The sequence below is a fragment of the Arcanobacterium phocisimile genome (assembly GCF_016904675.1).
Taxonomy (GTDB): Bacteria; Actinomycetota; Actinomycetes; order Actinomycetales; family Actinomycetaceae; genus Arcanobacterium; species Arcanobacterium phocisimile.
Map to the genome: position 1 here is coordinate 932,520 of NZ_CP070228.1, position 13,448 is coordinate 945,967.

A 13,448-nucleotide genomic window follows, 5' to 3' on the forward strand; every position below is an offset into this window, starting at 1 on the left:
GAGGTTCGAGGATGTCATCTCACTCACATACGCCACGAGTACGCTCGCGTTTTTCTTGGCTGGGCAAGAAAATTACTGTCCCAACGATTCTCGAGCCGATGATGAGCGTGGAGTCTATCAAAAACATGGACATCTCACGTATTATCCATGCTTATGAAGTCGCCGAGCGGCTTCACCGCGGAGTCAATCGCAAATCCGGGGAACCGTACATCACGCACCCTGTCGCTGTCGCGACTATTCTTAGCGAGCTCGGTTTAGACGAAGATACCATTGTTGCAGCTTTATTGCATGACACGGTAGAAGATACTGAGTACACACTCGAAGAGCTTTCAGCCGAGTTCGGACCAACTGTTGCTCTCCTAGTTGACGGTGTTACGAAGCTCGATAAGGTTAAGTATGGGGAAGCAGCAGCTTCGGAGACCGTGCGAAAAATGATCATTGCTATGGCGAAAGACATTCGTGTTTTACTGATCAAGTTGGGCGATCGGTTACATAACGCGCGCACTTGGCGTTTTGTTTCCCAATCATCGGCTCAACGTAAAGCTCGCGAAACTCTCGAGATCTTTGCACCGTTGGCGCATCGATTAGGAATGAACTCTATCAAATGGGAACTTGAAGATTTATCATTCCGGATTCTATATCCAGCAGTGTATTCCGAGATTGAACGAATGGTGCGCGAACGGGCACCGCAGCGCGAGCGGTTCATCGAAGACGTCAAAGCAACGTTGAAGCGGGAATTGTTAAAAGCCAATGTTAAATGTACGATCAGTGGACGTCCGAAACATTACTACTCAATTTATCAAAAGATGATTTTGCGTGGTCGAGATTTTGAGGACATCTATGATCTTGTAGGCGTGCGTGTCTTAGTTGATGAAGTTCAAGATTGTTACACTGCCCTGGGCGTTGCAAACTCGGCATATACTCCTATTCAAGGACGAATTAAGGACTATATCGCTTCACCGAAATTCAATCTCTACCAGTCCATCCATACCACTGTCATGGGCCCAGGAGGCCGGATAGTTGAGATCCAGATCCGTACTCACGACATGCATCGGCGTGCTGAATACGGTGTTGCGGCGCACTGGCGTTACAAAGAGAATCCGAATGCCTCGTCAGCCAATGAGGCAACGAGCAAGGAAGATACCCAGCTCGAATGGTTACGTCAACTGGTCGATTGGCAGCGTGACACCGCCGACCCGTCGGAGTTTCTCGATTCTTTGCGTTATGAAATGTCACGCAATAAAGTTTATGTTTTTACCCCCGCAGGCGAAGTGAAAGAACTCCCAGCTGGCTCAACACCAGTTGATTTCGCTTTTGCAGTACACACAGAAGTTGGTTACCGCACTGTGGGAGCAAAAGTAAATGATCGACTTGTTACGCTGGATCACGAGCTTCAGTCTGGTGACACAGTGGAAATCATTACGTCGAAATCCGAAGATGCTTCACCATCGCAAGGATGGAGTGAGTTCGTGGCGACTGCTCGAGCCCGGTCCAAGATCAAACAATGGTATTCTCGGTCACGTAAAGACGAAACTGCTGAAATTGGAAAAGAGAAACTTGCTAAAGCGATCCGGCGTCGTAATGAACCGATCCAAAGGCTCATGAGCCACGATACGCTTAAGGCAGTTGCTCAGGATCTGAACCGTTCAGATGTCACTGATTTGTATTCTGCGATTGGCGAAGGCACAGTCTCAGCGGAATCGGTGGTGCGTAGACTGATTATTTCCCAAGGCGGCAATGCTGGTGCTGAAGAGACACTAGCGGAGGCCGTAACACCGACACGTATTCAACATCGTGCTGACGGTGCTGGTTCATCGGCAGTTATTGTTGCCTCGATTGAAGATACAGACGTCTTAGTAAAACTGGCCAAATGTTGTACACCGGTTCCACCAGATGAAATCGTTGGCTTTGTAACTCGGGGGAGCGGTATTTCTGTACATCGGTCAGATTGTCCTAACGTTGAGTCGTTGCGTCGCGAACCTGACAGGTTCATTGATATCGCCTGGGATTCGCAAGCTGATGCCGTTTATCTGGTGCAGGTTCAGATCGAAGCGCTTGATCGTCGCGGCTTACTCGCTGATATAACTCGGGCATTGTCTGAGCACGATGTGAATATGATTTCTGGAACTATCAATACGTCATCGGAACGTGTTGCGAAATCAAGTTTTACCTTCGAAATGGCAGACCCACATCATTTGGAACGCGTTTTGCGTGAGTTGCGCAAAATTGAGGGCGTTTACGATGCTTATCGAATTACCGGCAACAAGAAGGATCACAGTCGGCTTTTGCGCGCCTCGCAAATGCCTAAACCGAAGCGTGATGCGAATTAATATTTTCGATGACATCTGTGGGCAATTGGTAGAGCAATTCACGGACGTTGCGCATTCCGGGGTTGTTTTTCAGACGTTGGGCAATATGTAGGACGTGATCAAACGATGCTCCGCTGCGCATTAGTAGGCACAGTGCCTCCATTCCAATAGCCAGATCGTCACGGAGTAAGTCGATGATCGTGCGCTCTTTTGTCGTCAGTTGTGTCGAACAAATAATCGCGATGTCTTCGGGTGGAATATTGTTACGCGGATGTCGCTTAGCTGAGGTCATCGAAGAATTGCGGATATGGAGCGAGCGGGAGAGCTCTACGGTGGGTATTCCGGTATAGATCCAGTATGCCCCGACGTGGGTAATGACGATGTCTGAACCGCATAGCGCATTCACGATTCGAGCGCGCTGTTCGATTGTTGCAACATAATCAGCTGGTATCCAACCTAACCCGCCAAGTTCAATCAGGTTTCCTTCATTGCCCAAACTCAGGCACATATGGGTTTCAGCTAATGTTCGTGGTTTGATAATTAATGGGTACATAGCCATAGCTAACCACAGCCCACAAAATGGCGGCTGGGGTAATCCACATCTGTGGATTACCCCAGCTGGGTGACAGTTCTACCAGTTACACTGAGATATTCTCGGTGAGTCTGTGCGTTACTGACGTTGTTGTCTTTTTACTCAGCGAGGACTGCTGCAAGCCAGGTCTTACGAGCCTCAAGCGAGGCGGTCAATTCCTTGACTTTTTTCTCGTTCCCAGCAGCTTGTGCCTGAGCGATTTCTATTTCAAGCTCAGCAATCAAAGCTTGGAGCTGAGCAGCCATTCCGTTGGTGCGCTCTTCCTTCTCAGGATCTGACTTGCGCCAGAGCTCAGATTCAGCATCCCGAATCGCGTGTTCGATATCGCGTAGACGGCCTTCGGTACGTGCTACATCGCCACGTGGAACTCGGCCGATAGCATCCCATCGCTCACCGATCGAACGAATCTGCTCTTTAGCATATTCGACATCCGAAATCGGGAGGAGCTTTTCAGCTTCTTCGAGTAGCGCTAGCTTCGCCTGGAGATTCGCACCAAATTCTTCATCTAGCGCTGAGTTATGTGCTGTACGAGCGTCGAAGAAGACTTGCTGTGCGGTGCGGAATCGCTCCCACAAACGGTCGTCTTCCTTCTTGATTGATCGGCCGGCAGCCTTCCATGCGTCCATGAGTTCGCGATAACGAGCTGCGGTTGGGCCCCATTCGGTAGAGGTGGAGAGTTCCTCGGCTTCTGCAATCAGTTCTTCTTTGCGTGTCACGGTTTGCTTGACAGCCGCGTCCCGTTCGGAGAAGTACTGACGACGGTGACGATCGAACTTTGTCCGTGCTGAGGAAAAACGCTTCCACAGATCTTCCTCAGCAGGCCGATCAATTCGTGCTCCGTTACGCTGGGCGTTCTTCCATGCGTCAAGAAGATCGGAGAGCTCTTGACGGGAGTTTTTCCAATGGGTTTGTGCCGGATTTTGATCGGCGATTTCTTCGGCTCGCTCGACGATTGCTGTGCGTTCGGCAAGTGCCTGCTCTTTTGCTGCTTTACGTTCGGCCGCAACAATCTGCTTGCGTTCTTCGGCAAGGATTTCAAGTTTCGCTGCGCGTTCTTTCAATGCTGCGACATCGCCGATGACTGCCGGCTCAACGAGCTGTTCTTGAAGTGCTTTCAGCGATTGGCGCGCTTCTTCAGGAGAGATATGCGAAATACGCGTCTCAAGGAGGGCAACTTGCGCCTGAAGGTCTAAGAAGCGGCGAACGTAGAGGTCCATTGCTTCCTTTTCAGAACCATCAACCGCATATTGACCGACGATTCGCTCACTACCATCTGCTTCTTTGAGCCAGACGTTACGTTCCGAATCTACACGTCCAAATGTAGCGGCGTGTGCTGCTTGGCTATCGTCGACTGGCGCGATTGGCGCAGTAGCAGGCTTTGGGTGTGCAACAGCACGTGGGGTGGGGGTTGGATTATTCTCAGTCATAGGACCCTCCTCTAGACGGGGTAGACCGTTCTCGTTGTCAGATGCGTTTCTAGTTTACGCCTAATCACGGTGTTTTTGCTCGTATTCCGGTACGGTTAAGATATGTTATTTATGCGATACGATCAGACGTTCTTGCAGGCTAACGCGTATATTTTGGCCGACGATGAGGCTCGCGTTGCGTTAGTAGTAGATCCCGGAGCTGGTAGCGCTGGGTGGATTTCCCGAACGTTAGCCGAAAATGGGCTTGATTTAGGCGCCGTTTTATTGACGCATGGGCATCCGGATCATGTGTGGGATAGCGCGAAAGTGGCCGGGGAAAAGCCGGTGTTTATCCCGCAACCAGATATGTATCGAATGGATGATCCCCTGGCTTCGATGCCAGCTGATGCGGGCCGAGACCTCGCCTTACAGCGTCTTGGTGGGGGAGATTGGGTCAAACCTGCCAACTTACAGGCGCTACCTGTAGCGATGCTCTCCCAGGGGGTCGAATTGGTACCGGGCCTTGCCATGCGAGCCTTGCCTGCTCCAGGGCATACCGAAGGTTCAACACTTTTTATTTGCGAAGGCCACATCACGCAAACCCCATACGCTGTCATGCTTCCAACGGGAAGAAAAGAGATCTTTATGTTGGGCGGCGACGTCATCTTTAACGGTGGCATCGGCCGCACTGATCTGCCAGGTGGTGACGAATATGAGATGGCATCAACCTTGCGTCTTCTCGTGCAAAGTATTCGACCTGAAACATTCATTTTCCCAGGCCACGGACCACACACGATGATGTTCCACGAGATTCGTCATTCGCCATACATCCAAGCGGCAATGAGCGGAAAATAATAGTCACAGAGTGAGCCTCAATTCTGTGTTGAAAAACAAAACGTGGAAGAATAGTAAGCATGGCTAAAATTGCACCTTTATCTGGATTTCCTGAATGGCTTCCTGCCGGTCGTATTGTTGAGCAACAGGTTCTCGATACCCTACGTGAAACATTCGAATTGCATGCGTTTTCTTCGATCGAAACTCGTGCGGTAGAACCTGTTGACCGTTTACTTTCCAAGGGAGAGACGTCGAAGGAGATCTATCTTCTGCATCGCCTCCAAGCAGGGGCCGGCCAAGACAAAGATGAACTGGGTTTGCACTTCGATCTTACCGTCCCGCTCGCACGGTATGTTTTAGAAAATGCGGGACACCTAGATTTCCCATTCCGCAGGTATCAGATTCAGAAAGTCTGGCGTGGCGAACGCCCGCAAGACGGCCGATTTAGAGAGTTCATTCAAGCTGATGTCGATGTTGTCGGTCAAGATACTCTCGCCTTCCATCATGAGATCGAACTCCCGCTGGTGATGGTTGACGCGCTATCGAAGCTACCTATTCCGCGGGTAACTATTCATGCTTCTAATCGTAAAGTTGCCCAGGGTTTTTATGAAGCTATCGGATTGACCGACGTCGAACAAACCCTACGTATCGTTGACAAACTCGATAAAGTGGGACCGGCCGTCGTCACTGAACTGCTCGAACGAGACGTACAAGCAACCCCAGATCAAGCTCGGTTGACCCTTGAACTTGCACAAATCACCAGTTCCGATGCTTCGTTTGCCGATAAGATTGCTAGCTTTGACCTTCACTCTCAGCTCCTCGATGAAGGCCTTGAAGAGCTGGTCGCGCTCGTTGAAGGCGCCAATGCGCTTATTCCAGGATCGGTCGTCGCTGATCTGAAGATTGCTCGTGGCTTGGACTACTACACCGGATCGGTGTACGAATCGGTGATGGAAGGTCATGAAGACCTCGGCTCAGTGTGCTCTGGTGGCCGGTACGATTCGCTTGTCTCCGACGGCAAACGCACATTCCCAGGAGTTGGTCTGTCAATCGGTGTGTCGCGTATTTTGGCGCGAATCATCGGCAAGAATGTCGTTGCTCCAACACGCAAAGTTCCAACTGTAGTTCTTGTTGCGGTTAATGACGAAACCGAACGTGCGCACGCGGAGAAAACCGCATTTGCGCTACGTAAGCGCGGGATCGCGACCGAGGTTTCGCCGACGTCGGCAAAATTCGGTAAACAAATTAAGTACGCTGACCGTCGCGGCATTCCATTCGTCTGGTTCTCCACCGATGACGGCGAACAAGTGAAAGACATTCGCTCCGGAGAACAAACAGCAGTCGATATGGACACTTGGCAACCTGCTGAAGCTGACATGCGCCCACGTTTGGAAGCAGGAGAACAGTAGATATGGTCGGCGAACCGATACCTTCTCGTATTGCCCCCATTCTCGATGAGATCCGACGCGAATTAGCCACGATCGCCTATCCGTTGCCAACTCGTCAAGCCGAAGAAGGAGCCGATGCGCGAGATGATATCGTTCACCAACTCGACGACTATATCCTCCCGCGCTACCGTAACTTAGACGCCCCTGTACTAGCAGTGATCGGTGGCTCAACCGGATCAGGAAAATCAGCTCTGATTAATGCTTTGGTGCGCGAACACGTGGCGCGTTCATCCGCAGTGCGGCCAACAACTCGCCAACCGATGCTGATGTTCAACCCAGCCGATGAGCATTGGTTCTCCGATTCTCGTATCTTACCTGAACTGGTTCGCGTCAGTGGCGGGCAAGAAAGCGATGAGCCCCATACGCATTTGTCGCTTCACACCACAGATGCGTTGCCTGCCGGTATTGCGCTACTTGATTCCCCCGATATCGATTCATTCGCCCAAGAAAACAGGGAACTAGCTGCGCAACTCTTAGCAGCGGCAGACCTGTGGGTCTTTGTCACTACCGCCGCTCGCTATGCGGATGCAGTGCCGTGGACGCTACTCGATGAAGCAGCACAACGAAATATTGTTGTTAGTGTGGTTCTCAATCGTGTACCGCCCGGTCAAGGCGCGCAAGTGCGTCCAGATCTAGCACGGCGACTCAACGAGCGGGGTTTGCAGAGTGCACCACTGTTTGTTATCTCCGAGCAGGAGTTTGATGAGCTTGGTTTTATCCGTGACGGCGATGTTTCTTCACTGCGCGATTGGCTCATCGGGCTGAGCGTCGATTCTGCCTCCCGAGTAGCTGTCGTGCGACAAACTCTCACGGGTGCCGTAGTGCAACTGGGCGATACACTCAATGTTGTTTGTGAAACCTACGATGAACAGATATCTGCGCAGCGGGCTTTGCAGTGGGATATTGATAATGCTAAAGAAGCAGCGCTGGCAGCGATTAATCAAGCACTCGATGACGGAGTTGTACTTCGTGGTGAAGTACTTGCACGCTGGCAAGACGTCATCGGTACCGGTACCTGGACACGTGCTCTCGAAGACGGCGTATCGCGTATCCGCGACCGTGTAGTTACATGGTTTACCGGCCAGACTGGCGATGAACATCAAGTTATTGAGGCGCTGGATGAAAGTATACAGACACTATTAGCCACCCAAGCTGAAGCTAGCGCACTCGAAGTGCGTACTGCCTGGCAACGCAGTGCCTTGATTATTCCGCCACAGGAGCGTGACCACGAACAACGTCGAGCCGAAGCAGGCGAGCTCGTGCGACAGTGGCAAGAAGAGTTATATGCGCTTGTTTCTACCGAAGGGGAAAGCAAGAAAGCGACCGCCCGTTTCTTGGCTTTAGGCGTAAACGCAATCGGATTGGCCTTAATGATTACTGTGTTTTCTGCGACTGCTGGTTTAGCGGGCGGAGAAATTGCCGTCGCAGGCGGAACTGCAGTTGTTGCGCAACGTGTTTTGGAAGCAGTTTTTGGCGATGATGCGGTGCGCCGAATGACGAAGCAAGCAACTGGGTCGTTGCGCGAACGAGCCGCAGAGTTTATTAGCCGTGACCTCAAACCCTATCGAGAAATGCTAGACGGCTTAGAACTGGGAGAAAGTCACATCGTAAAAATCGATGATTTGCGACGTCAGTTACGCCGGGCACACGGATTGGAGCGAGCATGAGCGAATCAATAAGAGAGAGCATCGAGCTCTTGCAGTCGGTAGTTTCGGTCGCTGGTGATTATCTAGCTCCACATGTTCGTGATGAAGCAGACCAAACATTGCAACGGGTTTCGCAACGGCAGATGTTTGCAGAACAGACGACCGTGGTTGCTATTGCGGGTCCTACCGGGGCAGGGAAGTCTTCGTTGATCAATGCGCTCATTGGCGAAGACTTGGTAAAAGTTGCGGCCACCCGGCCCACCACCTCTGCGCCTACCGCCATTTCTTCTCAAACTATCGATTCCGATTCGCTTATCACCCAGTGGTTGGACATTGCCCAACGCTACGAAAGAACCGGATTGGAACATGTTTTTCATACCGCAGCACCGTTTGTCCTTGTAGATCTACCAGATATTGATTCGACATCGGCATCAAATCGCGAACAAGCAGCCGAAATCATCGGAAAAGCTGATGTGGTTGTATGGATTGTCGATCCACAAAAATATGCTGATAGTTCGGTCCACGATGAATATTTGATCAACTTGAGTGAACATTCCGATGTTATGCTCACAGTGCTCAACCAAAGTGACCGCCTGGCACCGGCTGACCGGACACACGTCATTGAGTCGTTAACACAAATCTTGCACAGCAATTCGATTGATTCGCCTATTGTGCTCACTTCGGCAACCACAGGTGAAGGGATCGACGAATTACGTTCGCGTATTTCCGCCTTTGCGCAAGCCAAGAAAGCTGCTACCGACAAGCTGGCTGCAGATATCCGGACACTCGCATATCGCATTTCTGAGGATTTCCGCTCTCATGTTTCGCAAGAACCGGTCAACGATACTGGTTCTGAACAAAAAATTATTGCCAGTGCACTGCGCGCTGGCGGGGCACTTGTGTTGTCCCGGCTAGCTGGTGAGTCTTATACCCATCGTGCGAAGAAGGCGACTCGCTGGCCTTTGACGCGCTGGGTAGGTCGCCTTAAAGTCGATCCGTTGGAGCGTTTCAGACTAGGTGCCGGACAAGTATCGGAAGATGTTGTACCTGTCACCGGTATAGCGCGCTCTGAGGTGGCCTTGCAAGAAGCAGCTAACGGGTATCAACGCTATGTGGAACGGCGTACGGCTGGTATGCCAACCCGGTGGGCACAGAAAATCGTAAAAGATACCGATAACACGGTAGCTAATTTGGTACGGCGAGCCGACTACATTGGTACCCACACTGACATTGAAGCTAATCGCCATCCTATATGGTGGCGTGTTGTGAATCTCATCCACTGGCTCCTGTTAGGAACTGTGATTGTGGGCTTAGGCTGGATAGCGTTGCGTGCCTTCGCTATCAATCTTGGTATCTGGGTAACTCAACCTCCAATGGTTGGTATTTTCCCGCTTCCGCTTGTCATTGCGGTTTGTGGAATCGCGTTAGGGTGGATGCTTTCAGGTATTTCGGCAGTCATAGTTCGCCGCGGTGCTGCACGAACCGAGAAACGTATCCAGCGTCGGCTGGTTAATAAATTCCAGGAAGAGATGCACGATGAGCTTATCGTGCCACTAGACGAAGCGATTGCGCAGTATCAGCAGGTCAAAGAGCATCTCGACAAGTTACAACGCACTCAGAGCTAGACGAACGACAGCCGCAATTGTTGAATTTTTAGATATGAAAGAAGAGCACGTCGCGATGACGTGCTCTTCTGTTAAACTCTAGTATTTAGCGCGGCTAAATCTTAGTAGGAGTCGCCGAACGAACGACGGTCCGACTTCCAGCTGCCCTTGCGATGCTGGCGCTTGAACGAGCCTTTGCGATCTGATTGTGCACGACGATCTTCACCGAATTTACGATCAGCACGATACTTACGCAGACCAGATTCATCAGAGTTGTCATCGAAGGAACGATGGCCACCACGAGGACCGGAATCCTTCGTGATATCGAGCGAGCGACCTGAAACACGAGCTTGACCAATGCGACGCAGGGTAGCAGTGTCGAGTTCGGTGTCAACGTGGACAAGAGAGAATGATGGGAAGATGTCAATCTTGCCCAGCTGGGAACCACGAAGTCCACCTTCGTTGGTCATAGCACCGACGATTGCGCCTGGAGCTACGCCATCACGACGGCCGACCTCAACGCGGTATGTTGTGCCTGGTTCATCGAAGCCACCACGATCGGAACGTCGACCGCCACGATCAGAGCGCCGACCGCCACGATCATCACGATCATCACGACGTCCACGACGTTCGTCTTCAGCAGCAAAATTCACGGTGAGACGGTCTGGTTCATCGCTAGACTGTGGACCTGGATCGCGAACGCCCAAAGCTAATAGCGAAGCTACGAGATCCGATAGACTGAGCAGTTCCATACCGTCTTGCTGTGCATCTTCTTGTGCCGCAATAAATTCCGCAATGACTTCATCATAAACATGTAGGCGGCCAACAGCGTGACGTTCAACAGCTGAGGCGAGTAACTTGCGTGCGCGCAAACCAGAAACTTCGGCGGGAGTCGGTAGTTCGACCTGTTTCATCTGCACATGGGTTACTTTTTCGATCCGGCGCAAACGCTGCTTTTCTTTTGGAGTAACGAATGCCAATGCAGTACCTTCGCGTCCGGCACGACCGGTACGGCCGATACGGTGAACGTAGGTTTCAACTTCACGAGGAATATCAAAATTAACAACCAAGCCGATACGTTCGACGTCGAGGCCACGTGCAGCGACGTCAGTTGCGACGAGTACGTCAATCGAGCCGTGACGCAAACGATCAACGAGCTTTTCACGATCTTTTTGAGCTACATCGCCCGAAAGTGCAGCAGCTTGAACTCCGCGGGTGGTCAGTTCAATCGCGAGATCTTCAGCGGTTGCGCGAGTTCGAACGAACACGAGAGCTGCGGCAGCTTCGGTTGTTGCGAGCACGCGGGCAAGTGCACCGATCTTGTGACGGGTAGGGACAACAGCATACGTCTGATTGATCGTGGAAACTGTTGAGCTGGGCGAAGAAACCTGAACTTCAGCTGGGTTGTTCAAGTGTGTTTCGGCAACGCGACGAATTTGTTTCGGCATCGTTGCTGAGAAAAGAGCAGAGATTCGATCTTGAGGAAGATCGGAAGCAATTTTTTCGACGTCTTCGGCAAAGCCCATACGAAGCATTTCGTCAGCTTCATCCAAGACGAAGTAGCGGATTGTGGAAAGATCAAGGGCGCCCCGCTCAATCATATCCATCACACGGCCAGGTGTACCGACAACAACTTGAGCACCGTCGCGCAATGCGCCGAGCTGTGGACCGTAAGCAGAACCGCCGTACACGGCGACGACGTCGAGCCCGCCAGTTTGTGCGGCGAAAGTTTCGATCGCTTCAGCGCCTTGAAGCGCAAGTTCGCGGGTGGGAGCAAGGACGAGTGCCTGCACGTGGCGGTTCTTCGCATCGACGTGGGCAAGCATCGGCAGAGCAAAAGCAGCCGTCTTTCCGGTGCCTGTTTGGGCGACGCCGAGAACGTCTTGTCCGGCAAGAAGAAGCGGAATAGCTTGTTCTTGGATTGCGGTGGGCGTTGTGAATCCCAAATCGGTAACTGCTTCAAGGATATCTGAAGGCAAATTTAAATCGGCAAAAGTAGTGGCATTAGCCATGTAGAAATTCCAAACGTAGATCGGTAAAGCCCGCGGAAAATCCCCATGCAATTATCCCCATGCAAACACTAGCGGGCCTGGCGCAAGACTTGCGCATAATCAACTCTAGTGCCAACTGACAGATATTTCGTCGAAGAAGACGGTGACATGAATTACCGTGTTTTATCACACGTCTTGCGGCTGGAGGCGGTTTGTGAGCATGACCGCTCCGATCAAAATGACGATGATGATAAGAATCGGTACTGCGAAAGCTGCGTGCCCCAGTCCTGATGAAATGGCATAGGCAATCCCAACGATACCGATGAGGAAAGCGGCACCAAGCGTATCGGCAATTTGCAAGGCGGCTGAAACTTCACCGTGTCTTTGTAGCGGAGTCAATGCTAACGCATGCACGGTCAAGGCAGGGTATAGGTATCCTAATCCGAACCCTGCAATAAACCAACCAAAAAGAACAACAAGGCCGGATACTGATGGATGTACTGACGGCAATACAACGAGTGTTCCGACGAGTTGTAGGCCAATTCCAAGATATGGAATATGTGCACGCTTTCGTTCATCGACAATACGTCCCTGGAGCTGAGAGGCCAGCGCCCAAGAAATAGCCGACATGGTCAAAACGAAACCTGCTCGAGTTGCGGACCACCCGTGAATTTCTTTCAAGATCAGCGGCAAATAGATTTCAACAGCCATCAACGAACCGTTAGCGACTCCGCGCAAGAGCACTGTTGAAGGCATTCCTCGACGAGCTTTGAATGTGCCTTCAGGTAACAAAAGCGGTGCAAATGCACAAACGAGGATCATACCGATTCCAAGTAAAGCTATTGTTTTTAAATCCGGCTGCCCTTTGTTGGAAGACGCGACGAGAAGTGCCGCAATACCGATACTGGCTCCACATGCTAAGTAAAAAACATTGAGGGCCCGCAACGGCTGAAGATTTTGGTGAGCTGGAAGTTGCTTGAATTGGGTCCATGCTAAGGGCACGATCAGTATAAAAACAATAGGTGTGAATCCAAAAACCCAACGCCATGAAGCATACTCGACTAGTAGACCTGCAAGGAATGGACCGACTAGTGACGGAATAACCCAGGCAGTAGCGAAGGCGGCGAAATATCGAGGCTGACGCTCCTTAGAGATAAAATTCCCTACCAAAACGTAGAGTGGGACGACTAAGAGCCCAGAACCCAATCCTTGGAGAGCGCGGCCAAGAACAATGAACTCAATATTTGGTGCCAACGCCGCAATTGTTAAACCTAGCATCGCCAGCGTTGCGCCCGTGAAAAACGAAGGTTTTGGACCGCGCGCATCAACCCATGGTCCAGCCAGCGCTGTGGTCATTAGTTGAGCTGCGAAAACTATTCCAGCCGCTAATGCATACAGGCGTTTTCCGCCGAGGATTTCGACTATGTAAGGCATAGCGGTTGTGGCAGCCATCGTTTGAAAGGCTGCCAGAGAGATGAAGACAACGGCAAGAATGAGAATCCATCGTTCCAGGCTTCGCGAAACGGGTACGGTATTTTGAGACAGGGGTCCACTGGTCATAGTGCTATCTTCGCATACCTGAGCTGGAGTTGGCGTTATGTCCAGTGTCACAACACCA

General features: G+C 51.3%; 9 protein-coding genes. 5 read left to right on the forward strand and 4 right to left on the reverse strand.

What is annotated here, in order from left to right:
- Positions 1-11 precede the first annotated feature (11 nt).
- Positions 12-2,330, forward strand: a complete 2,319-nt coding sequence (locus JTE88_RS04165; RefSeq protein ID WP_204425582.1) for a RelA/SpoT family protein — start codon at positions 12-14, stop codon at positions 2,328-2,330.
- On the opposite strand, the gene JTE88_RS04170 is transcribed toward JTE88_RS04165, so the two are convergent.
- Together JTE88_RS04170 and JTE88_RS04175 are read right to left on the reverse strand one after the other, a co-directional pair.
- Positions 2,305-2,862 carry a hypothetical protein gene (locus JTE88_RS04170; protein ID WP_204425583.1) on the reverse strand — a complete coding sequence of 186 codons (558 nt, stop codon included), beginning with the start codon at positions 2,860-2,862 and terminating at the stop codon, positions 2,305-2,307. The genes JTE88_RS04165 and JTE88_RS04170 overlap by 26 nt on opposite strands.
- A gap of 137 nt (positions 2,863-2,999) precedes the next feature.
- Positions 3,000-4,328: a DUF349 domain-containing protein gene (locus tag JTE88_RS04175; protein WP_204425584.1), complete on the reverse strand. Its 1,329-nt coding sequence runs from the start codon at positions 4,326-4,328 to the stop codon at positions 3,000-3,002.
- Positions 4,329-4,430: 102 nt separating this feature from the next.
- Here JTE88_RS04175 and JTE88_RS04180 point away from each other — a divergent pair, with 102 nt between their 5' ends.
- Genes JTE88_RS04180 through JTE88_RS04195 form a run of 4 tightly spaced genes read left to right on the forward strand, consistent with a single transcriptional unit; the run spans position 4,431 to position 9,860 of the window.
- The gene (locus tag JTE88_RS04180) at positions 4,431-5,162 is read left to right on the forward strand and encodes an MBL fold metallo-hydrolase (protein WP_204425586.1); all 732 of its coding nucleotides are present in this window, start codon (positions 4,431-4,433) and stop codon (positions 5,160-5,162) included.
- 59 nt (positions 5,163-5,221) lie between these two features.
- On the forward strand, positions 5,222-6,550 hold the full coding sequence (gene hisS, locus JTE88_RS04185; RefSeq protein ID WP_204425587.1) for a histidine--tRNA ligase: 1,329 nt from the start codon (positions 5,222-5,224) through the stop codon (positions 6,548-6,550).
- Positions 6,551-6,552: 2 nt separating this feature from the next.
- Complete coding sequence (locus JTE88_RS04190) at positions 6,553-8,256, forward strand: dynamin family protein (RefSeq protein WP_204425588.1); 1,704 nt, start codon at positions 6,553-6,555, stop codon at positions 8,254-8,256.
- On the forward strand, positions 8,253-9,860 hold the full coding sequence (locus JTE88_RS04195) for a GTPase (RefSeq protein ID WP_204425589.1): 1,608 nt from the start codon (positions 8,253-8,255) through the stop codon (positions 9,858-9,860). Before JTE88_RS04190 ends, JTE88_RS04195 begins: the two co-directional genes overlap by 4 nt.
- Positions 9,861-9,961: 101 nt before the next feature.
- On the opposite strand, the gene JTE88_RS04200 is transcribed toward JTE88_RS04195, so the two are convergent.
- A complete protein-coding gene (locus JTE88_RS04200; protein WP_204425590.1) occupies positions 9,962-11,851 on the reverse strand; it encodes a DEAD/DEAH box helicase in 1,890 nt (629 codons plus the stop codon).
- A 165-nt stretch (positions 11,852-12,016) separates the two neighbouring features.
- Positions 12,017-13,390, reverse strand: a complete 1,374-nt coding sequence (locus tag JTE88_RS04205) for an MFS transporter (RefSeq protein WP_204425591.1) — start codon at positions 13,388-13,390, stop codon at positions 12,017-12,019.
- Between the last annotated feature and the right edge of the window lie 58 nt (positions 13,391-13,448).

What these genes read in the sequence shown, in the direction of transcription:
- JTE88_RS04200 (WP_204425590.1), bottom strand. Translation starts at nt 11,851, where the DNA reads ATGGCTAATGCCACTACTTTTGCCGATTTAAATTTGCCTTCAGATATC.
- JTE88_RS04175 (WP_204425584.1), bottom strand. Translation starts at nt 4,328, where the DNA reads ATGACTGAGAATAATCCAACCCCCACCCCACGTGCTGTTGCACACCCA.
- JTE88_RS04190 (WP_204425588.1), top strand. Translation starts at nt 6,553, where the DNA reads ATGGTCGGCGAACCGATACCTTCTCGTATTGCCCCCATTCTCGATGAG.
- JTE88_RS04165 (WP_204425582.1), top strand. Translation starts at nt 12, where the DNA reads ATGTCATCTCACTCACATACGCCACGAGTACGCTCGCGTTTTTCTTGG.
- JTE88_RS04205 (WP_204425591.1), bottom strand. Translation starts at nt 13,390, where the DNA reads ATGACCAGTGGACCCCTGTCTCAAAATACCGTACCCGTTTCGCGAAGC.
- JTE88_RS04170 (WP_204425583.1), bottom strand. Translation starts at nt 2,862, where the DNA reads ATGTACCCATTAATTATCAAACCACGAACATTAGCTGAAACCCATATG.
- JTE88_RS04180 (WP_204425586.1), top strand. Translation starts at nt 4,431, where the DNA reads ATGTTATTTATGCGATACGATCAGACGTTCTTGCAGGCTAACGCGTAT.
- hisS (WP_204425587.1), top strand. Translation starts at nt 5,222, where the DNA reads ATGGCTAAAATTGCACCTTTATCTGGATTTCCTGAATGGCTTCCTGCC.
- JTE88_RS04195 (WP_204425589.1), top strand. Translation starts at nt 8,253, where the DNA reads ATGAGCGAATCAATAAGAGAGAGCATCGAGCTCTTGCAGTCGGTAGTT.